This is a genomic window from Micromonospora sp. NPDC005707, from assembly GCF_040631005.1.
Taxonomy (GTDB): Bacteria; Actinomycetota; Actinomycetes; order Mycobacteriales; family Micromonosporaceae; genus Micromonospora.
Genome location: NZ_JBEXYR010000002.1, coordinates 350,680 through 375,283, shown reverse-complemented (window position 1 = coordinate 375,283; position 24,604 = coordinate 350,680). Strand labels below are relative to the sequence as shown.

The 24,604-nt window shown below is 74.1% G+C and carries 25 protein-coding genes and 1 riboswitch; of the genes, 22 read left to right on the top strand and 3 right to left on the bottom strand.

Annotation, left to right across the window (positions count from 1 at the left end):
* Positions 1 to 193 precede the first annotated feature (193 nt).
* From secY to truA, 12 genes are all read left to right on the top strand, one after another.
* Positions 194 to 1,519, top strand: coding sequence for a preprotein translocase subunit SecY (gene secY / locus ABZ452_RS04265; protein WP_357938781.1), 1,326 nt, complete (start codon positions 194 to 196; stop codon positions 1,517 to 1,519).
* On the top strand, positions 1,520 to 2,173 hold the full coding sequence (locus ABZ452_RS04260) for an adenylate kinase (RefSeq protein WP_357938779.1): 654 nt from the start codon (positions 1,520 to 1,522) through the stop codon (positions 2,171 to 2,173). It abuts the gene before it with no gap.
* Positions 2,174 to 2,263: 90 nt separating this feature from the next.
* Positions 2,264 to 3,115 carry a type I methionyl aminopeptidase gene (gene map, locus ABZ452_RS04255; protein WP_357938777.1) on the top strand — a complete coding sequence of 284 codons (852 nt, stop codon included), beginning with the start codon at positions 2,264 to 2,266 and terminating at the stop codon, positions 3,113 to 3,115.
* Positions 3,116 to 3,248: 133 nt separating this feature from the next.
* Positions 3,249 to 3,767, top strand: a complete 519-nt coding sequence (locus tag ABZ452_RS04250) for a DUF1707 domain-containing protein (protein WP_357938775.1) — start codon at positions 3,249 to 3,251, stop codon at positions 3,765 to 3,767.
* A gap of 274 nt (positions 3,768 to 4,041) precedes the next feature.
* On the top strand, positions 4,042 to 4,263 hold the full coding sequence (gene infA, locus ABZ452_RS04245) for a translation initiation factor IF-1 (protein WP_007073013.1): 222 nt from the start codon (positions 4,042 to 4,044) through the stop codon (positions 4,261 to 4,263).
* Positions 4,264 to 4,355: 92 nt separating this feature from the next.
* Positions 4,356 to 4,469: a 50S ribosomal protein L36 gene (gene rpmJ, locus ABZ452_RS04240; protein WP_043965539.1), complete on the top strand. Its 114-nt coding sequence runs from the start codon at positions 4,356 to 4,358 to the stop codon at positions 4,467 to 4,469.
* Positions 4,470 to 4,732: 263 nt separating this feature from the next.
* On the top strand, positions 4,733 to 5,113 hold the full coding sequence (rpsM, locus tag ABZ452_RS04235; protein ID WP_154228713.1) for a 30S ribosomal protein S13: 381 nt from the start codon (positions 4,733 to 4,735) through the stop codon (positions 5,111 to 5,113).
* An 18-nt stretch (positions 5,114 to 5,131) separates the two neighbouring features.
* On the top strand, positions 5,132 to 5,539 hold the full coding sequence (rpsK, locus tag ABZ452_RS04230; protein WP_148430066.1) for a 30S ribosomal protein S11: 408 nt from the start codon (positions 5,132 to 5,134) through the stop codon (positions 5,537 to 5,539).
* Positions 5,540 to 5,552: 13 nt separating this feature from the next.
* On the top strand, positions 5,553 to 6,179 hold the full coding sequence (gene rpsD, locus ABZ452_RS04225; RefSeq protein ID WP_262283046.1) for a 30S ribosomal protein S4: 627 nt from the start codon (positions 5,553 to 5,555) through the stop codon (positions 6,177 to 6,179).
* Positions 6,180 to 6,275: 96 nt separating this feature from the next.
* A complete protein-coding gene (locus ABZ452_RS04220) occupies positions 6,276 to 7,298 on the top strand; it encodes a DNA-directed RNA polymerase subunit alpha (RefSeq protein ID WP_007073009.1) in 1,023 nt (340 codons plus the stop codon).
* A gap of 34 nt (positions 7,299 to 7,332) precedes the next feature.
* A complete protein-coding gene (gene rplQ / locus ABZ452_RS04215; RefSeq protein WP_357938773.1) occupies positions 7,333 to 7,899 on the top strand; it encodes a 50S ribosomal protein L17 in 567 nt (188 codons plus the stop codon).
* 67 nt (positions 7,900 to 7,966) lie between these two features.
* Positions 7,967 to 8,800, top strand: a complete 834-nt coding sequence (gene truA / locus ABZ452_RS04210; RefSeq protein ID WP_357938771.1) for a tRNA pseudouridine(38-40) synthase TruA — start codon at positions 7,967 to 7,969, stop codon at positions 8,798 to 8,800.
* 57 nt (positions 8,801 to 8,857) lie between these two features.
* On the opposite strand, the gene ABZ452_RS04205 is transcribed toward truA, so the two are convergent.
* On the bottom strand, positions 8,858 to 10,072 hold the full coding sequence (locus ABZ452_RS04205) for a hypothetical protein (RefSeq protein WP_357938769.1): 1,215 nt from the start codon (positions 10,070 to 10,072) through the stop codon (positions 8,858 to 8,860).
* Between the two features lie 126 nt (positions 10,073 to 10,198).
* On the opposite strand from ABZ452_RS04205, the gene ABZ452_RS04200 reads away from it, so the two are divergent.
* Genes ABZ452_RS04200 through ABZ452_RS04190 form a run of 3 tightly spaced genes read left to right on the top strand, consistent with a single transcriptional unit; the run spans position 10,199 to position 13,509 of the window.
* Positions 10,199 to 10,804: a methyltransferase gene (locus tag ABZ452_RS04200; RefSeq protein WP_357939099.1), complete on the top strand. Its 606-nt coding sequence runs from the start codon at positions 10,199 to 10,201 to the stop codon at positions 10,802 to 10,804.
* A 41-nt stretch (positions 10,805 to 10,845) separates the two neighbouring features.
* Positions 10,846 to 12,525, top strand: a complete 1,680-nt coding sequence (locus tag ABZ452_RS04195) for an ATP-binding cassette domain-containing protein (protein ID WP_357938767.1) — start codon at positions 10,846 to 10,848, stop codon at positions 12,523 to 12,525.
* A 21-nt stretch (positions 12,526 to 12,546) separates the two neighbouring features.
* Positions 12,547 to 13,509: an aldo/keto reductase gene (locus ABZ452_RS04190; RefSeq protein WP_357938765.1), complete on the top strand. Its 963-nt coding sequence runs from the start codon at positions 12,547 to 12,549 to the stop codon at positions 13,507 to 13,509.
* Positions 13,510 to 13,938: 429 nt separating this feature from the next.
* On the opposite strand, the gene ABZ452_RS04185 is transcribed toward ABZ452_RS04190, so the two are convergent.
* A complete protein-coding gene (locus ABZ452_RS04185; protein WP_357938763.1) occupies positions 13,939 to 14,841 on the bottom strand; it encodes a DUF559 domain-containing protein in 903 nt (300 codons plus the stop codon).
* Positions 14,842 to 14,963: 122 nt separating this feature from the next.
* Positions 14,964 to 15,073: riboswitch (TPP riboswitch) on the top strand.
* Here ABZ452_RS04185 and thiE point away from each other — a divergent pair.
* The 7 genes from thiE to thiC all read left to right on the top strand — a co-directional run bounded on the left by thiE (position 15,068) and on the right by thiC (position 20,884).
* A complete protein-coding gene (thiE, locus tag ABZ452_RS04180; RefSeq protein ID WP_357938761.1) occupies positions 15,068 to 15,694 on the top strand; it encodes a thiamine phosphate synthase in 627 nt (208 codons plus the stop codon). Its footprint overlaps the riboswitch before it by 6 nt.
* Positions 15,688 to 16,776 carry a glycine oxidase ThiO gene (gene thiO, locus ABZ452_RS04175; protein ID WP_357938759.1) on the top strand — a complete coding sequence of 363 codons (1,089 nt, stop codon included), beginning with the start codon at positions 15,688 to 15,690 and terminating at the stop codon, positions 16,774 to 16,776. The genes thiE and thiO overlap by 7 nt, the downstream gene beginning before the upstream one ends.
* Complete coding sequence (gene thiS, locus ABZ452_RS04170; protein ID WP_357938757.1) at positions 16,767 to 16,967, top strand: sulfur carrier protein ThiS; 201 nt, start codon at positions 16,767 to 16,769, stop codon at positions 16,965 to 16,967. The genes thiO and thiS overlap by 10 nt, the downstream gene beginning before the upstream one ends.
* On the top strand, positions 16,964 to 17,743 hold the full coding sequence (locus ABZ452_RS04165) for a thiazole synthase (RefSeq protein WP_357938755.1): 780 nt from the start codon (positions 16,964 to 16,966) through the stop codon (positions 17,741 to 17,743). The genes thiS and ABZ452_RS04165 overlap by 4 nt, the downstream gene beginning before the upstream one ends.
* 125 nt (positions 17,744 to 17,868) lie before the next feature.
* Positions 17,869 to 18,489 carry a thiamine phosphate synthase gene (locus ABZ452_RS04160; RefSeq protein WP_357939097.1) on the top strand — a complete coding sequence of 207 codons (621 nt, stop codon included), beginning with the start codon at positions 17,869 to 17,871 and terminating at the stop codon, positions 18,487 to 18,489.
* On the top strand, positions 18,486 to 19,274 hold the full coding sequence (thiD, locus tag ABZ452_RS04155) for a bifunctional hydroxymethylpyrimidine kinase/phosphomethylpyrimidine kinase (protein ID WP_357938754.1): 789 nt from the start codon (positions 18,486 to 18,488) through the stop codon (positions 19,272 to 19,274). The genes ABZ452_RS04160 and thiD overlap by 4 nt, the downstream gene beginning before the upstream one ends.
* Positions 19,275 to 19,291: 17 nt before the next feature.
* Positions 19,292 to 20,884, top strand: a complete 1,593-nt coding sequence (gene thiC / locus ABZ452_RS04150; RefSeq protein WP_357938752.1) for a phosphomethylpyrimidine synthase ThiC — start codon at positions 19,292 to 19,294, stop codon at positions 20,882 to 20,884.
* Between the two features lie 45 nt (positions 20,885 to 20,929).
* Here the strand turns inward: thiC and ABZ452_RS04145 are convergent, their stop codons facing one another.
* Complete coding sequence (locus ABZ452_RS04145; RefSeq protein ID WP_357938750.1) at positions 20,930 to 24,559, bottom strand: hypothetical protein; 3,630 nt, start codon at positions 24,557 to 24,559, stop codon at positions 20,930 to 20,932.
* Positions 24,560 to 24,604 lie beyond the last annotated feature (45 nt).

Below are 24,604 nucleotides of genomic sequence, written 5' to 3'. Positions count from 1 at the left end.
GCGTCATGCTCTACCGGGCGAAACTGCGCCGGGTAACATCGGATTCGTTTTATGTAGCCGGGCACATCTGCCCGGACCCGGGTCGGGCTGTTAGAGTCCCTTCCCAGCTATGGATATCGGGCGGTCCGCCCGGCACCCACCCCGCTCCGCCAGGGATCATCACCGGCGGCCCGCGTCGCGCAGGAGGAAGAAGTTGCTGTCCGCCTTTCTCAGTGCGTTCCGTACGCCTGACCTGCGCAAGAAGCTGCTGTTCACAGTAGGCATCATCGCGGTCTACCGGCTGGGCGCCACGCTGCCCAGCCCAGGTGTGTCGTACGGCAACGTGCAGAAGTGCCTCGACACCGTCCAGGGCGGCACCGGTGTGCTGGGCCTGCTGGACCTCTTCTCCGGTGGGGCGCTGCTCCAGCTGTCGGTCTTCGCGCTGGGCATCATGCCCTACATCACCGCGTCGATCATCCTGCAGCTGCTGACCGTGGTCATTCCGCGTCTGGAGCAGCTCCGCAAGGAGGGGCAGGCCGGCCAGGCGAAGATCACCCAGTACACCCGCTACCTCACGCTGGGCCTGGGCATCCTCCAGTCCTCGGCGTTCGTGGCGCTGGCGCGCTCGGGTCAGCTCTTCAACAACCAGTGCGACCAGTTCCCGATCGTCCCGCGGGGCACCGGCATCCCGGACTGGCTGACGCTGACCATCCTGGTCATGACGATGACCGCCGGCACCGGCATGGTGATGTGGCTCGGTGAGCTGATCACCGACCGGGGCGTCGGCAACGGCATGTCCGTGCTGATCTTCACCTCGATCGCGGCCCGGCTCCCCAGCGAGGGCTGGAAGATCAAGACCACCAAGGGCTGGGGGATGTTCCTCCTCGTCATCGCCCTGGTTCTGCTGGTCATCACCGCGGTCACCTTCATCGAGCAGGCCCAGCGCCGGATCCCGGTGCAGTACGCCAAGCGCATGATCGGCCGGCGGATGTACGGCGGCACCTCCACCTACATCCCGCTCAAGGTGAACCAGGCCGGCGTCATCCCGGTCATCTTCGCCTCGTCGCTGCTCTACCTGCCGCAGCTCGCGCTCCAGTTCTTCGACCAGAACAACCCGGGGAAGACCCAGGCCTGGATCCAGAACCACATCGTGAAGGCCGCCGCGCCGGAGCACATCGCGATCTACTTCCTGCTGATCATCTTCTTCACGTACTTCTACGTGTCGATCACGTTCAACCCGACCGAGGTCGCGGACAACATGAAGAAGTACGGCGGCTTCGTGCCGGGCATCCGCCCCGGCAAGCCGACCGCCGAGTACCTCGACTTCATCCTCAGCCGGATCACCCTGCCGGGCGCGCTCTACCTGGGCATCGTCGCGATCCTGCCGAACTTCTTCTTCATCTGGCTCGACAACCAGCAGTTCCAGAACTTCCCGTTCGGCGGCACCGCTGTGCTCATCATGGTCGGCGTCGGTCTGGAGACCGTGAAGCAGATCGAGAGCCAACTCATGCAGCGGAACTACGAAGGGTTCCTGCGGTAGATGCGACTCGTTCTGGTTGGCCCGCCGGGCGCGGGCAAGGGCACACAGGCGGAGTTCATCGCCGCTCACCTCTCGGTGCCGAAGATCTCCACCGGGGACATCTTCCGGGCCAACGTCACCCAGGGCACGCCGCTGGGGGTCGAGGCGAAGCGCTACATGGACGCCGGCAAGCTGGTCCCGGACGACGTCACCATCAACATGGTCAGGGACCGGCTCGCCGAGCCGGACGCCGGTGAGGGTTTCCTCCTCGACGGCTTCCCGCGGACCACGCCGCAGGCCGCCGAGCTGGACAAGCTCCTCGCCGACCTGGGCACCGCGCTGGACCTGGTGCTGGAGCTGGTCGTCGACGACGACGAGGTGATCCGGCGGCTCTCCGGCCGGCGCACCTGCCGTGGCTGCGGCAAGATCTGGCACGTCGAGTTCGACGCGACCACCCGGGACGGCATCTGCGACCGCTGCGGCGCGGAGCTGTTCCAGCGGGACGACGACAAGCCGGAGACCATCGCCGCCCGGCTCCGGGAGTACGCCGAGAAGACCGCGCCGCTGGTCGACTACTACGGCGCCCAGGGCAAGCTCGTCGGCATCGACGCGACCGGCCCGGTGGAGGACGTCACCGTCCGCGCCATCGACGCCCTCCGCTCGTACGGCGGCTGACGTCCCGCCGGAACTCCGGCGGATAGAGTGCGAACAGCGGGGTACGTGCGACGTGCCCCGCTGTTCCGCGCAACGAAAGGTATCGCCTCCATGCGTCGTCCCCAGCTGGACATCCAGCTGAAGACCCCCGAGCAGATCGAGCTGATGCGGGCCGCCGGTCTGGTGGTCGCCCGCGCGCTGCACCGTATGCGGGAGGCGGTCGCCCCCGGCGTGAGCACTGCCGATCTCGACGCGATCGCCGAGGCCACCATCCGGGAGGCCGGCGCCGTCCCGTCGTTCAAGGGCTACCACGGCTTCCCGGCGTCGATCTGCTCGTCGGTCAACGAGCAGGTGGTGCACGCCATCCCGTCGCCGGAGCAGGTGCTCCGCGAGGGCGACCTCATCTCGATCGACTGCGGCGCGGTGCTCGACGGTTGGCACGGCGACGCGGCCATCACGGTCGGCGTCGGTGAGGTCGAGCCCGCCCTGCTGAAGATGGCCGCGGTCGCCGAGGACGCCATGTGGGCGGGCATCGCGGCCGCCGCCCGGGGCGCGGCGAGCGGCAAGGGCCGGCTCACCGACATCTCCCACGCGGTGGAGACCGCGGTCCGCAAGGGCGGCCGGTACGGCATCGTGGACGGCTACGGCGGGCACGGCATCGGCACGGAGATGCACCAGGATCCGCACGTGCTGAACCACGGACGCCCGGGCAAGGGCCCGCGTCTGGTGCCGGGCCTGGCGCTGGCCATCGAGCCGATGATCACCATGGGTTCCGCGCGCACCGAGGAGCTGGCCGACGGCTGGACCGTGGTGACCCGCGACCGCTCGATGGCGGTGCACGTCGAGCACTCGATGGCGCTGCTCGACGACGGCGTCTGGGTGCTGACCGCCGAGGACGGCGGCCGGGCCCGGCTCGGCGATCTGGTCACGTCCCGCCAGACGGCCGGTTCCCCGGCGGTCTGACCGGTCCGTGCCCGTTTCGGCGCGGCTCGGCGATTTCCGGCCCGCCGGGGCGTCTCCGGCAGCCGCCCGTCGCCGCCGTACGCGGGGGGCAGGGGTTACCGGGCGGTGGCACACCGGTGGCATGCTTGCCGTCATGGACGGGCGGAGCGGGATGCGGGCGGCCGACGCCGACCGGGAGGCCACGGCGGAGCGGCTCCGGGTGGCGCTGGAGGAGGGCCGGCTCGGCCTGCACGAGTACGACGAGCGGCTGGGCCGCGCGTACGGGGCGAAGACCTACGCCGACCTGGACGAGGTGGTGGCCGACCTGCCCGGGACGACGCCCGCCCAGCGCGCCGCAGTGGCACCGGCGACGCCGCCCGCCGCGCCCGAGGCCGGCGCCCCGGTCGTGGACAGCGGGCGCGGCAGTGGCCGGCTGCTCGCGATCTGGTCGCCGTGGCTGCGGGTCGCCGCGATCCTCACCGCGATCTGGCTGTTCGCCTCGCTCGGCTCCGGGCACCTCGGGCACTACTGGCCGGTCTGGGCGATCGGCCCGTGGGGCTTCTTCCTGCTGATGCGCACCGTGGGCGGCCACGACCACGGGTGGCGCCCGGCCGAGCGACGTGTCCGCGCCCGGCGGGACCGGGCCCGGCGGGACCGGCGCCGGCACCGCTGATCCACCGCCCGCCGGCTGTGGTCGGCCTCACAGCCGGCTGCCGAGGTGTGCGAATTTCCTCCGTCACGGTGACCGGCCCGGTGGTCGGTTTGGCGACGGCCCGCAGGCGGGCGTACACTTTCAGATCGGCGCACAGCGTCCACTCCGGCATGCCCACCCTGCGCTTCGGTGGGAGTTCGGAGCCGCGGCTGGCTCGGGCTCGGCGATCTCCGCCGGAGCCCGTGTAAGACGTTGTGGGCCGTCCGGAGCAACCGACGTCAGGACAGCGGAGTACATGCCGAAAAAAGACGGAGCCATCGAGATCGAGGGTCGGGTCATCGAGCCCCTGCCGAACGCCATGTTCCGGGTGGAGCTCGCGAACGGCCACAAGGTGCTGGCTCACATCAGCGGCAAGATGCGGCAGCACTACATCCGCATCCTGCCGGAGGACCGGGTCGTCGTAGAGCTCTCGCCGTACGACCTGACCCGCGGGCGCATCGTCTACCGCTACAAGTAAGCCTGACGACGGCCGGGACGTCCCCGTGTCCGTCTTCGACGTCCGGGTCGCGCACCGTCGCGTCTCCGGGCCAGATGGGAAGTAAGGCAACCGTGAAGGTCAAGCCGAGCGTCAAGAGGATCTGCAACAAGTGCCGGGTGATCCGCCGGCACGGCCGGGTCATGGTCATTTGCTCTGACCCGCGCCACAAGCAGCGCCAGGGCTGATCCGTTCCCGCCGACCGTGACGAGCGGCGGCGGAACCGGCCCGGGTGGCAGATCCCGCACACACATCACCAGCTCGTCCCAGCCGCGAGCGGTACGCAGCGCGTACTTCCTCGTGGTTGACCCCCGGTCGGAGGCCGGGGCCCGCTCGGGCAGCGACCGATCCCGGTCGCCGGCGCTGAACGCGCCGGAAGGACAGGGACGGTCGGTAGCGGGGTGGGACGGGTCCACACCTCCGCACAACATCACGAGGAGTACGCCCGCACATGGCACGTCTAGTCGGCGTCGACCTCCCCCGCGACAAGCGGATGGAGATCGCGCTCACCTACATCTTCGGGGTCGGTCGCACCCGCGCCCTGGAGACGCTCGCCGCCACCGGCATCTCGCCGGAGAAGCGCGCTCGGGACCTCACGGACGAGGAGCTCGTGCAGCTCCGCGACCACATCGAGGCCAACTACCAGGTTGAAGGTGACCTTCGCCGCGAGGTCGCCGCAGACATCCGCCGCAAGGTCGAGATCGGCTGCTACGCGGGTATCCGGCACCGCCGGGGCCTGCCCGTCCGTGGCCAGCGGACCAAGACCAACGCGCGGACCCGGAAGGGCCCGAAGCGGACCGTCGCCGGCAAGAAGAAGCCCGGCAAGAAGTAACTAGGAGCGCACAGACTTATGCCACCGAAGGCTCGTGCCGGAGCCGCCGTCAAGAAGGTCCGGCGCAAGGAACGCAAGAACGTCGCCCACGGGCAGGCGCACATCAAGAGCACCTTCAACAACACCATCGTGTCCATCACGGACCCGACCGGTGCCGTCATCTCCTGGGCCTCCTCGGGCCAGGTGGGCTTCAAGGGCTCGCGCAAGTCGACCCCGTTCGCCGCTCAGCTGGCCGCCGAGGCCGCCGCGCGCCGGGCCATGGATCACGGCATGCGCAAGGTCGACGTGTTCGTCAAGGGCCCCGGCTCCGGCCGGGAGACCGCCATCCGTTCGCTGCAGGCCGCCGGGCTGGAGGTCGGGCAGATCTCCGACGTCACCCCGCAGCCGCACAACGGGTGCCGTCCGCCGAAGCGTCGTCGGGTCTGAGAGGTAGAGAGAGATGGCTCGTTACACCGGTGCTGACTGCCGCCGTTGCCGGCGGGAGAAGATGAAGCTGTTCCTCAAGGGCAGCAAGTGCGATGGCCCGAAGTGCCCGTTCGAGTCCCGGCCGTTCCCGCCCGGGCAGCACGGCCGCGGCCGCACCAAGGAGACGGAGTACCTGCTCCAGCTCCGTGAGAAGCAGAAGGCCCGCCGGGTCTACGGCGTGCTGGAGAAGCAGTTCCGCGGTTACTACGAGGAGGCCGTGGGCAAGCAGGCGAAGACCGGTGAGGTCCTCCTGCAGATCCTCGAGTCGCGGCTGGACAACGTGGTCTACCGGGCCGGCTACGCCGGTTCCCGGGACATGGCCCGCCAGCTGGTCAAGCACGGTCACTTCACGGTGAACGGCAAGAAGGTCGACATCCCGTCGTACCGCGTCAAGGAGCACGACATCATCGAGGTCCGGGAGAAGAGCAAGCAGCTCACCCCGTTCGTGGTGGCGCAGGCTCAGGCCGGTTCGCGGTCGGTTCCGGCCTGGCTCGAGGCGATCCCCAGCCAGATGAAGATCCTCGTGCACTCGCTCCCGGCCCGCCAGGTGATCGACACCCAGGTCCAGGAGCAGCTGATCGTCGAGCTCTACTCCAAGTAAGGGCTCGTTGCGGTGGCCCGCCCTCCGGGGCGGGCCACCGGAACAGTTTGTGTCGTGGGCGTCAAATAGCGGGCGCCCCGGAAGAGAAGAGAAAAGATGCTCATCAGCCAGCGACCGTCTCTCTCCGAAGAGTCGATCAACGAGACCCGCTCCCGGTTCACCATCGAGCCGCTGGAGCCGGGCTTCGGCTACACCCTGGGCAACTCGCTGCGGCGCACGCTGCTGTCGTCCATCCCGGGTGCGGCGGTCACCTCGATCAAGATCGACGGTGTCCTGCACGAGTTCACCACCATCCCCGGTGTCAAGGAGGACGTGGTCGAGCTCGTCATGAACATCAAGGAGCTGTGCGTCAGCTCCGAGCACGACGAGCCGGTCAGCATGTACCTGCGCAAGCAGGGCCCGGGCGACGTGACCGCCGGTGACATCCAGCCCCCGGCCGGTGTCTCGGTGCACAACCCGGACCTCAAGCTCGCCACCCTGAACGGCAAGGGCCGGCTCGACATGGAGCTGACCGTCGAGCGGGGTCGCGGCTACGTCACCGCGGCGCAGAACAAGCAGGCGGGCGCCGAGATCGGCCGGATCCCGGTCGACTCGATCTACTCGCCCGTGCTCAAGGTGACCTACCGGGTCGAGGCGACCCGTGTCGAGCAGCGGACCGACTTCGACCGGCTGATCATCGACGTCGAGACCAAGCCGTCGATGGGCCCGCGTACCGCGCTGGCCTCGGCCGGCTCGACGCTGGTGGAGCTGTTCGGGCTCGCCCGGGAGCTGGACGAGACCGCCGAGGGCATCGACATCGGGCCGTCCCCGCAGGACGCCCAGCTGGCGGCCGACCTGGCCCTGCCGATCGAGGAGCTGGACCTGACCGTCCGCTCCTACAACTGCCTCAAGCGCGAGGGCATCAACTCCGTTGGTGAGCTCATCGGGCGTACCGAGGCCGACCTCCTCGACATCCGCAACTTCGGTCAGAAGTCGATCGACGAGGTCAAGATGAAGCTCGCCGGGATGGGCCTGGGGCTGAAGGACTCGGCTCCGAACTTCGACCCGGCGCACGTCGTGGACGCCTTCGGCGAGGCCGACTACGACACCGACGACTACCGCGAGACCGAGCAGCTCTAGTCCGCGCTGCCGCCACACCTGAGGAGCACCAAGCATGCCCACGCCCACCAAGGGCCCCCGCCTCGGCGGCAGCCCCGCGCACGAGCGGCTGATGCTGGCCAACCTGGCCACTGCGCTGTTCCAGCACGGCAAGATCAAGACCACCGAGACGAAGGCCCGGCGGCTGCGTCCGCTGGCCGAGCAGCTCATCACCAAGGCCAAGCGCGGCGACCTCGCCGCGCGGCGCCGGGTGCTGGGCGTCGTCAAGGACAAGGACGTGGTCTACGCCCTGTTCGACCAGATCGCGCCCCGGTACGCCAACCGCAACGGTGGCTACACCCGGATCGTGAAGACCGGTCCGCGCAAGGGTGACGCCGCTCCGATGGCGATCATCGAGCTGGTGGAGGAGCTTCAGGTCGCCGAGCCGAAGGCGAACAAGAAGACCGCCGCCCGCAAGGCCGCGCAGCAGGACAAGGTCGAGGCCCTGGCCCCGGCCGAGGAGACCCCGCGCTCCAGCGAGGCCGCCGACCAGGACGCCGAGGCTCCGGTCTCGGCCTCCGGTGACACCGCCGAGGCCCGCGAGGACAGCGACCTCGCGACCGAGGAGAACGGCAAGGCCTGATCATCGGGCTTGGCCGGGCCCGGCACCCCTCGGGGTGCCGGGCCCGTTCCGTCACAGGAGGTACGAGGTGGACGAGCGGACCCGGCTGCGGCTGGACGTCTCGTACGACGGCACCGATTTCTCCGGCTGGGCCGCCCAGCCCGCCCGGCGCACGGTCGCCGGGGTGCTCATGGAGGCCCTGGACCTGGTCCTCGGCGCGGGCACCGCGACCGGGCTGACCGTGGCCGGCCGCACCGACGCCGGCGTGCACGCCACCGGGCAGGTCTGCCACCTCGACCTGCCGACCGAGGTGTGGCGGCAGCACGACGGCAGGCTGCTGCGCCGGCTGGCCCGGCTGCTCCCGCCCGACGTGCGGGTACGGACCATGACCGAGGTGCCGGCCGACTTCGACGCGCGCTTCTCGGCCACCTTCCGCCGCTACGAGTACCGGGTGACCGACGCGCCGTGGGGCGCCGAGCCGCTGCGCCGCACCGACACCCTGGCCTGGCCGAAGCCGCTGGACCTGGCGGCGCTGAACGCCGCGGCGGCCGGCCTCGTGGGGGAGCACGACTTCGCCGCGTACTGCCGGCGCAAGGAGAACGCCACCACGCTGCGCGAGGTGACCCGGCTGGACTGGCGGCGCGAGCCGGACGGCATCCTGGTCGCCACGGTGCGGGCCGACGCGTTCTGCCAGAACATGGTCCGCAGCCTGGTCGGCGCCATGCTGGTGGCCGGGGACGGCCGCCGGCCGGTCGAGTGGCCCGCGGGCCTGCTGAGCCGCCGGGAACGCGCCAGCGAGGTGACCGTGGCGCCCGCGCACGGGCTGGCCCTCGTCGAGGTCGGCTACCCGGCCGACCCCGCCGAGTACGCCCGCCGCGCCGACCTCACCCGCCGGCTGCGGGTGCCGGTCGCCGAGGGCTGAGCACAAGGGAACGGCCCGCCGCCCGGGTGTGGGAGCGACGGGCCGTGGTGGTCGATCTCAGTTGCGGGTGCCGTCCTGGCCGGCGCTGCCGTCGGTCGGGCCGTCGGTGGGTTGGCTGGCCACCCCGCCGCTGGCCCGGCGCTCCAGCACTCCCCGGTTCAGGTAGACCTCGATCATGTCGTACAGGATGTCCCGGGCCTTCGTGTCGCCGGAGCTGATCCGTTCCCCGTCGGCCCGGGTGACCACGCAGTAGGCGAGGTAGTGGCCGCGGACCTGCCAGCCGACCCGGGCGGCGGCCGTCGCGACCGCCTCGGTGTCCTCGCTCGCCGCCATGCCGCGGAACCGGCCCTGCCGTTCGTCCAGCATCGGCCGGATCCGGTCGCGGGCCCGCTGGGCGCTGGCCACGTCCGTCAGGTTGAACAGGCCCGCGGTGAGCAGGTGGTCGCCGTCGGAGGAGCGGAGGGTGGCCCGGACCACCTGGTTGCAGCCGAGGCGGACCAGCAGGTCGGCGATCTCGCCGGTGGCCGCGACCGCGCAGCTCGCGCTGGAGTGCGTCTTCAGCACCCGGTACGCCGGTTGCCCGTCGGCCACCACCACCTGCTGGCCGGGGAAGACCTCCTTGGCGGTGAGCGCCGCCTGGTCGGTGTCCCGGGAGTCCAGGTCGTGTCCGTCGGCCGCGGGGGACTGCTCCACCACCGGCTGGCTGCTCTGCTGGCTGGCCGGTGGCGTGGCGGTCCGGTCCTCCAGGAGGGCGGCGACGGCCAGCCCGGTGAGGGCGAGCAGCATCAGCACGGCGGCGCCGCCGATCAGCACCTGCCAGGCCCGGCCGCCGCCGCGCCGGCGTTCGGCGTGGCGGGACCGGGCCAGGTCCAGCGGATCGGTGGTCCGGACGACGGGGTCGGCCGGGGCCGCCATCTCCGGTCGGGGCGTCGAAGGGGCCGACATCTCCGGTCGGGGCGCGGCGGCGGGCGTCGGCTGCGGCACCGGTGGTGCGGGCGGCGCCACCGGCGTGGGCTGCGGCACCGGGGCGGGCTCCCGGGGCGGGGCGGGCCGGCTGGGCGCCGGTGCCGGTGCCGGTGGCGGCGGGGCCGGCGCCCGGGCGGCCTCGACCGCCGGGGCGGGCCGGACCGGTGGCGGCAGCGACGGGGTGGGGAAGCGGGACGGCGAGGGACCCGCCGGCGGGGCCGCCACGTCCCCGGGCACGGACGGGTCCGACCCGGGCCGCGGGTACTCCAGGAAGGCGTCCTCATCGGACTCGTACCGATACACCATGTTGGCTACAGTAGGGGCCATTGTCCCTTTCGTGGGTAATATCGGCAAAATCCGGCGGAGTGGCGTTCCGTCCTGCCCGCCGCACCGTCGCGGGCGCCGCTCCCGGGCGGTGCGACAATGCCCGACGTGACCGGCGACCACTACTTCACCGCTGAACCCGCGACCCCCGCCCAGCCGCGCGAGGTCGAGTTCTCCGTCGCCGGGCGCGACTACACCCTCGCCTCCGCCGCCGGCGTCTTCTCCGCCGCCCGGCTGGACCCCGGCACGGCGGTGCTGCTGCGCAAGGCCGAACTGCCGGCGCACGACGCCACCGGCCCGCTCCTCGACATCGGGTGCGGCTTCGGGCCGATCACCTGCGTGCTGGCCGGCACCGCCCCGGCCGCCACCGTCTGGGCGGTCGACGTCAACCAGCGGGCCCGCGACCTCACCGCCGCCAACGCCGCCCGGGTCGGGGCCGCCGACCGGGTCCGGGTGGCCGCGCCGGACGACGTACCCGCCGACCTCGCCTTCACCCAGATCTGGTCCAACCCGCCCATCCACATCGGCAAGCCGGAGCTGCACGAGCTGCTGCGGCGCTGGCTGCCCCGGCTCACCCCGGACGGGGTGGCCTGGCTGGTCGTCGCCCGGCACCTCGGCGGCGACTCGCTGCACCGCTGGCTGGTCGAACAGGGCTGGCAGGTCGAGCGGCACGCCAGCCAGAAGGGCTACCGGGTGCTCCGGGTCACCCGGTAATCGGGTGTCGCCCGCGCCCGCCCCTCGGGCAGGATGCCCGCGTGGGATACGTGGACGTGGCAGCGGTCGGGCACATCCTCCCGGACGGCCGGGAACTCTTCGCCGAGGTGTCGTTCCGGGTCGGTGAGGGCGCCAAGGTGGCCCTCGTCGGCCCCAACGGCGCCGGCAAGACCACCCTGCTGCGCATGGTCGCCGGCGACCTGCCGGTGAAGACCGGCGCCGTCGCCCGCTCCGGCGGGCTCGGCGTGATGCGGCAGTTCATCGGCATGATCGGCGACGAGTCGACCCTCGCCGACCTGGCGCTGTCGCTCGCCCCGCCCGCGCTGCGCGACGCCGGTCGCCGCCTCGCCGACACCGAGGCGGCCATGCGGGCGGCCGAGGTCCGCGGCAAGTACAGCAGCGCCGCCGGCAAGGCCCAGCTCGCGTACGCGGACGCGCTGGCCGCCTGGGGCGAGACCGGCGGGTACGACGCCGAGGTGCTCTTCGACACCGTCGCCACCATCGTCCTCGACCTGCCGTGGGACGCCGCCCGGGACCGCCCGGTGCGGACCCTCTCCGGCGGCCAGCAGAAGCGGTTCGCCCTGGAACTGCTGCTCCGCGGCCCGGACGAGGTGCTCCTCCTCGACGAGCCCGACAACTTCCTCGACGTGCCCGGCAAGCGCTGGCTGGAGGCCCGGCTGCGCGAGTCCGGCAAGTCCGTCCTCTACGTCTCGCACGACCGGGAGCTGCTCGCCCAGACCGCCGACCGGGTGGTCGCCGTCGAGGGCGGCAGCGCGTGGGTGCACCCGGGCGGCTTCGCCAGCTGGCACGAGGCCCGGGTGGCCCGGCACGCCCGCCTCGACGAGCTGCGCCGCCGCTGGGACGAGGAGCACCAGAAGCTGCGCGAGCTGGTGCTCATGTACAAGCAGAAGGCCGCGTACAACGACGGGATGGCCTCCCGCTACCAGGCCGCGCAGACCCGGCTGCGCAAGTTCGAGGAGGCCGGGCCCCCGCCCGTACCCCCGAAGGAGCAGGACATCCGGATGCGCCTGACCGGCGGGCGGACCGGCAAGCGGGCGGTGATCGCCGAGCAGCTCGAACTGGACGGCCTGACCTACCCCTTCGACCTGGAACTCTGGTACGGCGACCGGCTCGCGGTGCTCGGCGCGAACGGGACCGGGAAATCGCACTTCCTGCGCCTGCTGGCCCGCGGCGGCACCGACCCCGACCCGGCCAACACCCCGGTCGACGGCGCGGCGGCGCTCACGCCCGTCGCGCACGACGGCCAGGTACGCCTCGGCGCCCGGGTCCGGCCCGGCCACTTCTCCCAGACCCACGACCGGCCCGAGCTGATGGCGAAGACGTTGGTCGACATCCTGTGGCGGGGCGACGAACACCGGGCCGGCATGGACCGGAACGCCGCCATGGCGGCGCTGTCCCGGTACGAGCTGGCCGGGCAGGGCGACCAGCGGTTCGGCACCCTGTCCGGCGGCCAGCAGGCGCGCTTCCTGGTGCTGCTGCTGGAGCTGTCCGGGGCGACCCTGCTGCTGCTCGACGAGCCGACCGACAACCTCGACCTGGCCTCCGCCGAGGCCCTCGAAGCGGGCCTGGAGGCGTTCGCCGGGACGGTCGTCGCGGTCACCCACGACCGGTGGTTCACCCGCTCCTTCGACCGGTTCGTGCTGTTCCGCGGCGACGGCGAGGTGGTGGAGACCCCGGAGCCGGTCTGGGACGTCAGGTGACGCCGGGCGCGGCGGCATAGGGTGGATCTCGTGACTGAGATGACCTACCGCCGGCTCGGCGACTCCGGACTCGTGGTGTCCGTCGTCGGCATCGGCTGCAACAACTTCGGCCGCAAGCTCGACCTCGACGGCACCCGCGCCGTCGTCGACGCCGCGCTCGACGCAGGGATCAACTTCTTCGACACCGCCGACATCTACGGTGAGCCGCAGGGCGGGTCCGAGGAACTCCTCGGGCAGGCGCTCAAGGGGCGCCGGGACGACGTGGTGGTCGCCACCAAGTTCGGCATGGACATGCACGGGCTCAACGGGCCGGACCACGGCGCCCGGGGCGCCCGCCGCTACATCGCCCGGGCGGTCGAGGCCTCGCTGCTCCGCCTCGACACCGACCACATCGACCTCTACCAGATGCACGAGCCCGACCCGGGCACCCCGATCGACGAGACCCTCGCCGCGTTGGACGACCTGGTCACCGCCGGCAAGGTGCGCTACCTCGGCAACTCGAACTTCGCCGGCTGGCAGATCGCCGACGCCGACTGGACCGCCTCCTCCCAGGGCCGCACGCGCTTCATCTCCGCGCAGAACCACTACTCGCTGCTGGAACGGTCCGTCGAGGCCGAGGTGATCCCGGCGTGCGAGCGGTTCGGCCTCGGCATGCTGCCGTTCTTCCCGCTGGCCAACGGCCTGCTCACCGGCAAGTACAAGCGGGACGAGACCCCGCCCGCCGGCAGCCGGCTCTCCGGCGGCGGCCGGTACGCCGAGCGCCTCGCCGCCGCCGACTGGGACACCATCGAGGCCATCGAGGCGTACGCGGCCGAGCGCGGGATCAGCATGCTCCAGGTGGCCATCGGCGGGCTCGCCGCCCGGCCGGCGGTGACCTCGGTGATCGCCGGCGCCACCACGCCCGAGCAGGTACGCGCCAACGCCGAGGCGGGCACCTGGCAGCCCACCGACGAGGACCTCGACACCCTCGACGCGATCCTCTGACCGACCCGCTCGCTGCCCCGGCCCGCCTGCCCGGCCGCCGGGGCAGCATGCTGTCCGCGCCCCGCCGCGCCGCGGCGCCCGCCCCGGCGCGCCCCACGCCCTGCGCCGCGCCGCGGTCGACGGCGCCTGCAGGCGCTGCTGGTGCCGGCGGGAGTGGCGCGCGCCAGCGCGTGACCGGGCGTGAGTGGAACGCTATGGAGGTCACCGGGCGGGTTTGACCTACATAGCGTTCCACCGACGATGGGCGGGCGGCGGGACTGGCGCTGGCGGCGGTATGGCGGGACGCGCCGAGGCGCGGCGTGCGGGCCTCTCGGGGATGACGCCAGGGCGTCGTGCCGCGCACCACACACGCCACGCGGGCGTCGGTGGAACGCTATGGAGGTCACCGGGCGGGTTTGACCTACATGGGGTTCCACTGACGGCTGGCGGTCAGCGGGTGCTGCGTTCGTGGAGCGCCTGGCGGACCAGGGTGATGGTGGCGGCAGGGTGGCGGAGGACGTCGTCGGCGGTGAAGCGGAGGACCAGCCAGCCGGCCGCGCGGAGGGCGTTCAGTCGCGCCACGTCCTGGCGGAAGTGGGCCCGTTCCCGGTGGTGGTCGCCGTCGTACTCGACGGCGACCCGGAGAGCCGGCCAGGCCAGATCGACCCGGGCGATGAAGCGGCCGGTGGCGTCGCGCACGTCGTGCTGGGCGGTGAGGGGGCCGAGGCCGGCGTCGAGAAGGAGCAGCCGGAGGCGGGTCTCCATCGGCGACTCACTCAGCGGCTCCGCCAGCGCGAGCACCTCCCGCAGCAGCGCCGCGCCGGGCCAGCCGGGATGCGCCGCCGCGTAGGCCCGCAGGGCGGGCAGCTTCACCACCCGGCGCTGCAGCAACGCCTCGACGGCGACCAGCGCGTCGACGCGCGGGCCCTGCCGGCCGAGGTCGAAGGCGGTGCGCAGGGGGGTGGTGACAGGCAGCCCGGCGAAGCGGGTGCGGTCGGTGTCCGGCAGCACGGAACGGACCTGGCGGACGCGGGGATGCGGCCGCATCCGGGCGGCCCGGGGCAGCAGCACCGTGACCGGTGCGTCCCGGGCGAGCAGGTCGGCGCCCCAGAGGAAGGCCGCGCTGCGCCCCGCGATCGCCGCGCCCGGCGGCAGTCGCAACGCCACGGCGTCGCACCACATGCGATGGTCGTCCGGGCGGTGGCCGTCGCGGTGCACGTACACGTCGGGCAGGAGGCGGCACCAGGCTGAACCCTGCAGCATCGCCCAGGTCAGGAGGCCCTCGGCGACGGCGTTGCCGCCTCGGAACGGCAGGACGGACAGCCGGCGGGGAACGTGGGCGGACGAGGGCATCCCGACAGCATGACGTGACCGGGAGATCACGTGCTGTCCCCGTCCTCCACTCGGGACGGTCGGTGGGAAATTCCCCACGTGCCCCTTGGCGGATGCGCGCGCACGTCGTACGGTAGGCCCGCAAGTGACCCACGGGAGCCCGGTGCCACCGGGCTGAGAGGGGGGCTGGAAGCCCCCGACCGTCGAACCTGATCCGGGTAATGCCGGCGCAGGGAGGAGAGTTGCCGTGCCGTCCCTGGGACGACTGCATCTGATCACCGACACCCGCCCGGGGCGGGACCCGCTCGCCGTGCTGCGTGCCGCCCTGCCGGTGGCCCGCGCCGAGCTGGTCGTCCAGGTCCGGGTCGAAGACGACGCCAGCGACCGGGAGGCGTACGAGCTGGCCCGGCGGGTGGTCGAGCTGTGCCGGCCGTACGGGGCGGCGTGCCTGGTCAACGACCGGCTGCATGTGGCGCTGGCGGTCGGCGCGGCCGGGGGCCACGTCGGCGCGGAGGACCTGCCGGTGGCGGCCGCCCGCCGGGTGCTCGGCGCCGACGCCGTGCTCGGTGCGACCGCGCGGGAGCCGGTCGCCGCCGCCGCGGCGGTCGCCGCCGGGGCGAGCTACCTGGGCGTGGGGCCCTGCCACGCCACCACCACCAAGTCGGGCCTGCCCGATCCGATCGGCCCCGCCGGGCTGCGCGCGGTGGCCGGTGCCGTTGACGTGCCGGTGATCGCGATCGGCGGGGTGACCGCCGCGTCGGTGCCGGCGCTGCGGGCCGCCGGGGCGTACGGGGTGGCGGTGGTGGGTGCGCTGTCCGCCAGCCCCGATCCCGGCCGCACGACCGCCGAGCTGATCGCGGCGCTGACGTGCTGACCCGACCGGACGTCGCCATCGTGGGGGCGGGACCGGTCGGGCTGGCGATCGCGTGGCGGTGCGCGTCGCGGGGGCTGCGCGTGACCGTCCACGATCCCGCTCCCGGCTCCGGGGCCTCGCACGTCGCCGCCGGGATGCTCTCCCCGGTCGCCGAGGCCTACTTCGGCGAGCACGAGCTGACCGGCCTGCTCGCCGAGTCCGCCGCCCGTTGGCCCCGCTTCGCCGCCGACCTGGCCGAGGCGGCCGGCGCCGACGTCGGGTACCGGGCCGACGGCACCCTGGTGGTCGGGCTCACCGCCGACGACCTGGCCGAGGCGCGGCGGCTCTGGTCGTACCAGCGGGGGTTGGGACTGCCGATCACGCCGCTGCGCCCCTCGGAGCTGCGCGACCGCGAGCCGGCGCTGGCCCCGCGGGTGCGCGGCGGCGCGGTCGCCCCCGGCGACCACCAGGTCGACCCGCGCCGGCTGGTCTCCGCGCTGCGGGCGGCGGCCGGGCGGGCCGGCGCGGTGCTGAACCCGGCCCGGGTCGGCGCGCTGTCCGAGGTGGACGCCAAGGTCACCGTGGTGGCGGCCGGCTGCGGCGCCGCCGCGCTGACCGGGCTGCCGGTCCGGCCGGTCAAGGGCCAGGTGCTCCGGCTCCGCGCACCCGGTCGCGGCGCGCCGGACTTCCGGCACGTGATCCGGGGGTACGCCGACGGCGAGTCGATCTACCTGGTGCCCCGGGACAGCGGCGAGGTGGTGGTCGGGGCGACCGTCGAGGAGCGCGCCGACACCGAGGTGACCGCCGGGGCGGTGCTCCGGCTGCTCCGCGCCGCCGTGGACCTGGTGCCGGAGCTGGCCGAGTACGACCTGGTCGAGGCGACCGCGGGGCTGCGCCCCGGCACCCCGGACAACGCGCCGATCATCGGGCGGCTGCCCGGCCGGCCCGGCGTGCTCGTCGCCACCGGGCACCACCGGCACGGCATCGTCCTCACCCCGGTCACCGCCGACCTGGTCACCGAGCTGATCGTCACCGGCGAGCCGGATCCGCTGCTCGCCCCCTTCACCCCGGACCGGTTCGGGAAGGAGCCCAGGTGGAACTGATCGTCAACGGCGCGGGACGGGACCTGCCCGGCGGCTCGACCGTCGCCGACGTGGTCCGCGCGGTCACCGCCCAGGAGCGCGGCCTCGCGGTCGCGGTGAACGGCGAGGTGGTGCCGCGCGGCGGCTGGTCGGCGACCGTGCTGCGCGCCGGCGACCGGGTCGAGGTGCTCAGCGCCGCCCAGGGCGGGTGAGCCGGATGACCTTCGAGATCGGCGGGGTGGGCTTCGGCTCCCGGCTCATCCTCGGCACCGGCGGCGCGGCCAATCTGCACGTGCTGGAGCAGGCCATCCGCGCCTCCGGCACCGAACTGGTCACCCTGGCGCTGCGCCGGGTGGACACCGCACCGGCCGCCGCCGGCGGCCTGCTCGACCTGCTGGACCGGTGCGGGGTACGGCTGCTGCCGAACACGGCGGGCTGCTACACCGCGTCCGAGGCGGTGAAGGTGGCCCAGCTGGCCCGGGAGGCGTTCGACACCGACTGGGTGAAGCTGGAGGTGATCGGCGACGAGCGCACGCTGCTGCCCGACGGGGTGGAGCTGCTGCGCGCCGCCGAGGAACTGGTGGCCGACGGGTTCACCGTGCTGCCGTACACGTCGGACGACCCGATCCTGGCCCGGCGGCTGGCCGACGTGGGCTGTGCGGCCGTGATGCCGGCCGGCGCGCCGATCGGCTCCGGGCTGGGGGTGACCAACCCGCACCACATCCGGCTGATCCGGCAGGGCGTGGACGTGCCGGTGATCCTCGACGCGGGGATCGGCACCGCGTCCGACGCCGCGCTCGCCATGGAGCTGGGCTGCGACGCCGTGCTACTGGCCAGCGCGGTCACCCGGGCCGCCGACCCGGTGGCGATGGCCACCGCCATGCGGCACGCGGTCGAGGCCGGGCGGCTGGCGTACGGGGCCGGCCGGATCGCCCGCCGCTTCCACGCCCTCGCCTCCACTCCGGACGAGGGAAGGCCCGAGCTGTGACGGCGGGCTCCCCGGTCGATCTCAGCACGAGAACACCGGCCGAAGCGCCACCCAGCACCGGGATCGCGGTCTGCTCCGCAGCTCTTGGCGCCGAATGGCCCGTGGAGGGGCCGGAACCTTGCACGATCTCCGGCAAGGCCGTGCCGTCGGGCGTGGTTCTGCTGACCGACCGGCGGGTGGCGCGGCGACCTCTGGTCGAGGTCGTGGAGGCGGCCGTGGCCGGGGGAGTGCGCTGGGTGGTGCTGCGGGAGAAGGACCTGTCCCGGGCCGAGCGCGCCGCCCTGGCCACCGAGCTGCGCGCGATCCTCGCCGAGGCCGGCGGCACCCTGGTCGTGGCCGGGCCCGACCCGCTCGGCGGGGACGCCGTCCACCTGCCGGCCGCCGGCCCGTACCCGCCGCCGGCCGTCGGGCTGGTCGGCCGTTCCTGCCACGACGCCACGGAGCTGGCCCGGCTCACCACGGAGGACTACGCGACCCTGTCGCCGGTCTTCCCGACGAGGACCAAACCCGGCTACGGCCCACCCCTGCACCCCGACGGGCTGCGCGAGCTGGTCGCGGCCAGCCCCGTGCCGGTGCTCGCGCTCGCCGGCATCGAGACCCCGGAACAGGTGGCGGCCTGCGTCGCGGCGGGAGTGGCCGGGGTGGCCGTGCTCGGCGCCCTGATGCGCGCCGAGGACCCCACCGAGGTCGCCGCCATGCTGACGGCGGCCCACCAGCCCTCACCCGCAACCAGGAAAAAGCCATGACTCCGAAAACACTCCTCACGATCGCCGGATCCGATTCGGGCGGAGGCGCCGGCATCCAGGCCGACCTCAAGGTCTTCGCCGCCCTCGGCGCCTACGGCACCAGCGTGATCACCGCGGTCACCGCGCAGAACACGCGGGGCGTGGACGCCGTGCTGCCCCTGCCCCCGCAGACCGTGCGCGACCAGCTCGACAGCGTGCTCGGCGACTTCGACGTACGGGCCGTGAAGACCGGCATGCTCGGCACGCCCGCGGTCGCCGAAGCGGTGGCCGAGGCGGCGAAGGCCGGCCGGCTGCCCCGCCTGGTCGTCGACCCGGTGCTGGTCGCCACCAGCGGGCACCGGCTCGGCGTGGCGCCGGCGGTCGAGCGGCTGCTCCCGTACGCCGAGGTGGCGACGCCGAACTGCGCGGAGGCCGCGGCCCTCACCGGACGCCCGGTGACCACTGTCGAGGAGATGGTCGCGGCGGCCGAGGCGCTGGCGGCCGCCGGCCCGGCGTACGTGGTGGTGACCGGCGGCGACGTGGACGCGGCCGGCGAGTCGGTGGACGTGCTGGCCGGCGGCGGCTCGACCACGCTGCTGCGCGCGCCCCGGGTGCCGACCCGGCACAACCACGGCACCGGCTGCTCGTTCTCGGCGGCGATCGCCGTCCGGCTGGCGGCGGGCGACCCGGTGCCGGTCGCGGTGGCCGCCGCCAAGGAGTACGTGACCCGCGCGCTGACCGGCGCGCGGCACTGGGAGCTGGGGGCGGGACGCGGCCCGCTGGACCACTTCGGCTGGTCCGCTTGAGCGACAGGGAGGCTGTCATGCACGCACGTCGCAAGGTCTGGGTCGAGGGATCCCGCCCGGACATCCGGGTGCCGTTCGCCGAGGTGGAGTTGACCGGGGACAACCCGCCGGTCCGGCTCTACGACACGTCCGGTCCCGGCTCGGAGCCGGAGGTGGGGCTGCCGCCGCTGCGCGGGCCGTGGATCGCGGCGCGCGGGGACGTCGCCCCGGTGCGCGGCGCCGGCACCCCGCTGGCCGGCGTGGACGGTCGCCGGCCCACGCAGCTCGCGTACGCCCGGGCCGGGACCGTCACGCCGGAGATGGAGTTCGTGGCGATCCGGGAGGGGGTCGCGCCGGAATTCGTCCGGGACGAGATCGCGGCCGGGCGGGCCGTGCTGCCGCTCAACGTCAACCACCCGGAGTGCGAGCCGGCCATCATCGGCAAGGCGTTCCTGGTCAAGGTCAACGCCAACATCGGCACCTCGGCCGTGACCTCCTCGGTCGCCGAGGAGGTGGAGAAGCTGACCTGGGCCACCCGGTGGGGCGCGGACACCGTCATGGACCTGTCCACCGGGAAGCGGATCCACGAGACCCGCGAGGCGATCGTGCGGAACTCGCCGGTGCCGATCGGCACCGTCCCCATCTACCAGGCGCTGGAGAAGGTCGGCGGCGACCCGGTGAAGCTGAGCTGGGAGGTGTTCCGCGAGACGGTGGTCGAGCAGGCCGAGCAGGGCGTCGACTACATGACGGTGCACGCCGGGGTGCTGCTGCCGTACGTGCCCCTCGCCGTGGACCGGGTGACCGGCATCGTCTCCCGCGGCGGCTCGATCATGGCCGCCTGGTGCCTGGCGCACCACGAGGAGAACTTCCTCTACACCCACTTCGAGGAGCTGTGCGCGCTGCTCGCGCGCTACGACGTGACGTTCTCGCTCGGCGACGGGCTGCGGCCCGGCTCGATCGCGGACGCCAACGACGAGGCGCAGTTCGCCGAGCTGCGTACCCTCGGCGAGCTGACGAAGGTCGCCTGGGCGCACGACGTACAGGTGATGATCGAGGGTCCTGGCCACGTGCCCATGCACAAGATCAAGGAGAACGTGGACCTCCAGCAGGAGTGGTGCCACGAGGCGCCGTTCTACACGCTCGGCCCGCTGACCACGGACATCGCGCCCGCGTACGACCACATCACCTCGGCCATCGGCGCCGCCATGATCGGCATGTTCGGCACCGCGATGCTCTGCTACGTCACGCCGAAGGAGCACCTCGGTCTGCCCGACCGGGACGACGTGAAGGCGGGTGTGATCGCGTACAAGATCGCGGCGCACGCGGCCGACCTGGCCAAGGGGCACCCGGGGGCCCAGGCCTGGGACGACGCGCTCTCCAAGGCCCGGTTCGAGTTCCGCTGGGAGGACCAGTTCAACCTCGCGCTGGACCCGGAGACGGCCCGGTCGTACCACGACGCGACGCTGCCGGCGGAGCCAGCGAAGACCGCGCACTTCTGCTCGATGTGCGGGCCGAAGTTCTGCTCGATGAAGATCACCCAGGAGCTGAAGGAGTACGCGGCGCGCGGCATGAAGGACAAGTCCGAGGAGTTCGTGGCCGGCGGCTCGCGGGTCTACCTGCCACTCGCCTGAGCGCCTCCGCGGGCCGGGCCGCTGGTCGGCCCGGCCCCGCGGGGCTCAGTCGCGGTGGTGCCGGCCGGTACGCAGCGACCGGGCGTCGTCCGCGTTGTCGTCGGAGGCGAGGCCGGCGACCCAGTCGACGTACTCCTCGTCCTGCGCGGCGAGCGGCTCAGACTCGCGGTCGACCTCGGCCGCCTCGCTGCCCTTGCCCCGGTTACGCCGGAACAGGCTGCGCCGGGCCTTGGACTTCCCGCCGGCGGCCTCGGTGCTCCCGTCCGCCCCGGACACGTCGGCGTGCCGACCGCCGGTCGCGCTGCCGGCGGCCCCCGTGGCCGGACCGTCCCAGGCCGCGAGTATCGAACGGGTGACCTCCGGTGTGCGGTCGGCCGCGCCGGTGCTCTCGGGGGCCGTACCGGGGGCTTTCGGTGCCGTGCCGGTGGTCTCCGGTGCTGTGCCGGTGGTCTCCGAGGCTGTGCCGGTGGTCTCCGCGGCCGTGCCGATGTGGGCGGCGGCCTCCGGGAGCGGGCCGGTGTTTTCCGGGGTCCGGCCGATGGTGTCGCTGTTCTTCTGGGACCGGCCGGCGGTGTCGGTGACCTCCCGGGCCGGGCCGGTGGGGGCGGTGTGGTCCGGGGTCCGGCCGGTGGGCGGTGGAGCGGGCGGGTCGGCGGGGCGGGCGTTGGCGAGTGCGTCCCAGCCGGTGCTCCGGCCCAGGTCGGGCAGGGCGCGGTGCCGGGGGCGCGGTGCCGGCTCGGGCCGGGTGGCGCCGCCCGTCGTGGTGCCCTCGGTGCCGGCGTCCCGGCCGGCGGTCGGGCCGTCCGGCGCGTCCGGCTCGGTGCCACCGCGCGGGGTGACCGGCCAGTTCGCGGCGGGGGCGACCGGCCAGGCCGGCCGGACGTTCCCCGGCGCCGCGTCCTCGAAGATCGGGATCCGCGGCCGGGGCGACGCCGGAGGCTCGGGCAGGTGAGCCGGCGCCGGCTCCGGATCGAAGAAGAAGCTCCGCCGCTCGCCGGCGGTCGGCGTGCCGCCGCCCGGGCCGGCCTCGGCCGGCGCCGGTGCTTCCGTGGCCCGCGTCTCGCCAGCCGGCTCGGCGCCGGTCGGCGAGAGGTGCGGAGTGGCCTCCTGGGCGGCGGCCGGGATGCTCCCGGCCGGCGCGGAGGCACCGTCCGGCGTGCTCCCGGCCGGCGCGGAGGCACCGTCCGGCGTGCTCCCGGCGGCAGGCGCGGAGGCGCCGTCCGGTGTGCTCCCGGCCGGCCCGGAGGTGTTGTCCCGCGCGGTTCCGGCTCGCACGGAGGTTCCGTCCGGCGTGGTGGCGGCGGCCTGCGCCGTGGTGGCCGCTCTGGTCGCGGCCGGCTCGGCGGTGCTGTCCGGTGTGGTGCCGGTCGGCTGGTCCGGGCTGGTCCGGGTGGCCCGGGACTTGCGGGTGCGCTTGGCGCGGCCGGCCGGAGCCGGCGCGGCCGGGGTGGATCCACCCGTCTCGGCCGCTGCCTCCGCGGCGGTGTCGTCCGCCGGGCGACCCGCCGACGGAGCGTCGTCCACCGGTCGGGTCGTCGGGAGCGCACCGTCGAGCGTCCGGGCCTGCGAGGGCTCCTCCGCCGCCGGGCGCATCTTCGAGCGCGTGTCCTCCGTCGGGCGGGGCTTCGGGGATGCGTCGTCCGCAGGCCGGGACGTGGGCGTCGAGGCGGCGGCGCGGCTCCGCCTCGATCGCGTCGGCCGCGTCGCAGCGGCCTCCGTCGCAGGTTCGGCGGGGGAGGCTTCGGCCACCGCGCGTTCCGCCGCCGCCGGGGCCGCCGCTTCCGCCCGGTCCAGCGCGGGACGCGGCGTGGCCGACTGCGCTTCCGCCCGGCCGGTGACCCTCGTAGCCTCGGCATCCGCTGCCGCCGGCTTCGCCACCGGGTCGGGGCGCGTGACCGGGAGCGGCCCAACGGGCGCGGCTTCGGTCCGGCCGGTCGTCTTCGGGGCCCCGGCGTGCGGTGCCGCCGGGTGAGCCGGCTCGGTCGTCGGGGCGGGGCGCGTGACCGGCTCCGGCGCGACGGACCCCGCTTCCGCCCGGCCGGTGGTCCTCGTGGCCTCGGCGTGCGATGCGGTCGGGTGGGCCAGCTCCGCCGCCGGGGCGGGGCGCGTCGCCCGCTCCGGCTCGGCCGGCGGGGTCGGGCGGCCAGCGGCGAGCACGTCGATGGCCGAGGTCCGCCGCCCCGGGGGAGGCGACCCGGGAAGCTGACCGAGGCTCGTCTCGTCGGACGGCCGGTCCGGAGGTGCGACGTCCGGGCCCGGCTCCGGGATGAAGACCGACCTCGGCGGGTCGAACCCCTCGCTGTCCTCGGGGGCGACGCCCGGTGCCGCGCCCGCCGTCGCGGGCCGGCCGTCCGGGTCCGGTGCCAGGTGCCGCGCCGTGATCCCGTCGGCCGTGCCGGGCCTAGCCGCGGTACCCGGGGCGGCCGGCAGTTCCGCACCGTGCGCGTCCGGGGCCGGATCGGCCGCTTCGCCGGCGACGACGGCGGAGGGCGCCGCGTCGGACCGGTGCCCGAGGAAGCCGGGCCGGGTCGCCTCGCGCTCGCCGGTGGGGCCCGACCCGTGCGCCGGGATCGGCTCGTCCCGGTCCGCCGGCCGCTCGGGGGCCGGGCGACCGGGGGACCGGCGGGTGAGCCCGGCCGGCACGGGCGCGGGGGTGACCCCTCCGGCGGCCGGCCAGTCCCAGTGGGCCGGGCTGGGTGCCCCGGCGGGGCGCAGGGCCACCGGTGCGGCGGGGACCGGGTCGGCCGCGCCGGGGGTGGCCGGCGACGACGGCAGGGGCTGGAGGATGTCGGTGGGTTCGATGGCGTCCGGCCCGGTGGCCGTGGTCACCGGTCGGGGCAGCACCGTGGTGGCGGTCGAGCCGAGCGCTCCGGCGGCGACCGCGATGAGCGCGCCGTAGTAGGGCGCGAGCTGGTAGCGGTCGGCCGCCGTGCCGGGGCCGGCCGTCAGGTAGGCGAAGGCCAGCAGGACCGGGCCGGCCGCGCCGGCCGCGCCGCCGACCAGCGGCAGGTAGCCGGCCCGGCGGGCCAGCACGCCGACGGCCGCGCCGGCCAGCAGGGCCAGGGTGGGCAGCAGCAGCATGGCGAGGCGCTGGGCCGCGGCCGGGTCCAGCCAGGACGGTTCGAGGACCCCGAGGCGTACGGTGGGCAGCGTGCCGGTCGACGCGACCGACGGCGCGACGGAGATCAGGGCGAGCAGCCAGACGGCCGCGGCGCTGAGCGCGATGCTCCACCCGAACGGCGGCTTGAGCAGCACGGCGATCGCCGTGCCCGCCCCGACCACCGCCCCGAGGACGGCGCAGATGCCGACGGCCCACACCGGGTCGACGGTGCCGCCCAGCTCGGCGGCGCGGGCCGGCTGCATGCAGAGCGGGGCGACCACGATGGCGGCCAGCCCGCTGACGCCGGCGATGGAGAGCAGCTCGGTGGTGCCGGCCGGGGAGGCGTCCCGGCGGGCGAGGCGTTCGGTGAGGACGGCCCCGGCGACTGTGGCGACCGCGGCGAACCAGCCGACCCAGGCGAGCTGGGCGGGCCACCGGTTCACCGAGTCGTCGACGAACGCGCCGTCGAGGCGTACGACGCCGAAGCCGTACGCGATGCCGAGCTGGCCGGCCCCGGCCAGCACGCTCACCCCGAGCGCCGTGAGCAGCAGCCTGCCCCACGTCCGAAAGGCCATGTCGGGCACGTTACGGCCCGGTGCACCCGATCGCCACCTTGCCAC

What these genes read in the sequence shown, in the direction of transcription:
- rplQ (WP_357938773.1), top strand. Translation starts at nt 7,333, where the DNA reads ATGCCCACGCCCACCAAGGGCCCCCGCCTCGGCGGCAGCCCCGCGCAC.
- ABZ452_RS04260 (WP_357938779.1), top strand. Translation starts at nt 1,520, where the DNA reads ATGCGACTCGTTCTGGTTGGCCCGCCGGGCGCGGGCAAGGGCACACAG.
- infA (WP_007073013.1), top strand. Translation starts at nt 4,042, where the DNA reads ATGCCGAAAAAAGACGGAGCCATCGAGATCGAGGGTCGGGTCATCGAG.
- rpsM (WP_154228713.1), top strand. Translation starts at nt 4,733, where the DNA reads ATGGCACGTCTAGTCGGCGTCGACCTCCCCCGCGACAAGCGGATGGAG.
- ABZ452_RS04205 (WP_357938769.1), bottom strand. Translation starts at nt 10,072, where the DNA reads ATGGTGTATCGGTACGAGTCCGATGAGGACGCCTTCCTGGAGTACCCG.
- ABZ452_RS04220 (WP_007073009.1), top strand. Translation starts at nt 6,276, where the DNA reads ATGCTCATCAGCCAGCGACCGTCTCTCTCCGAAGAGTCGATCAACGAG.
- map (WP_357938777.1), top strand. Translation starts at nt 2,264, where the DNA reads ATGCGTCGTCCCCAGCTGGACATCCAGCTGAAGACCCCCGAGCAGATC.
- rpsD (WP_262283046.1), top strand. Translation starts at nt 5,553, where the DNA reads ATGGCTCGTTACACCGGTGCTGACTGCCGCCGTTGCCGGCGGGAGAAG.
- ABZ452_RS04185 (WP_357938763.1), bottom strand. Translation starts at nt 14,841, where the DNA reads ATGCCCTCGTCCGCCCACGTTCCCCGCCGGCTGTCCGTCCTGCCGTTC.
- thiC (WP_357938752.1), top strand. Translation starts at nt 19,292, where the DNA reads ATGCACGCACGTCGCAAGGTCTGGGTCGAGGGATCCCGCCCGGACATC.
- thiD (WP_357938754.1), top strand. Translation starts at nt 18,486, where the DNA reads ATGACTCCGAAAACACTCCTCACGATCGCCGGATCCGATTCGGGCGGA.
- ABZ452_RS04250 (WP_357938775.1), top strand. Translation starts at nt 3,249, where the DNA reads ATGGACGGGCGGAGCGGGATGCGGGCGGCCGACGCCGACCGGGAGGCC.
- rpsK (WP_148430066.1), top strand. Translation starts at nt 5,132, where the DNA reads ATGCCACCGAAGGCTCGTGCCGGAGCCGCCGTCAAGAAGGTCCGGCGC.
- ABZ452_RS04145 (WP_357938750.1), bottom strand. Translation starts at nt 24,559, where the DNA reads ATGGCCTTTCGGACGTGGGGCAGGCTGCTGCTCACGGCGCTCGGGGTG.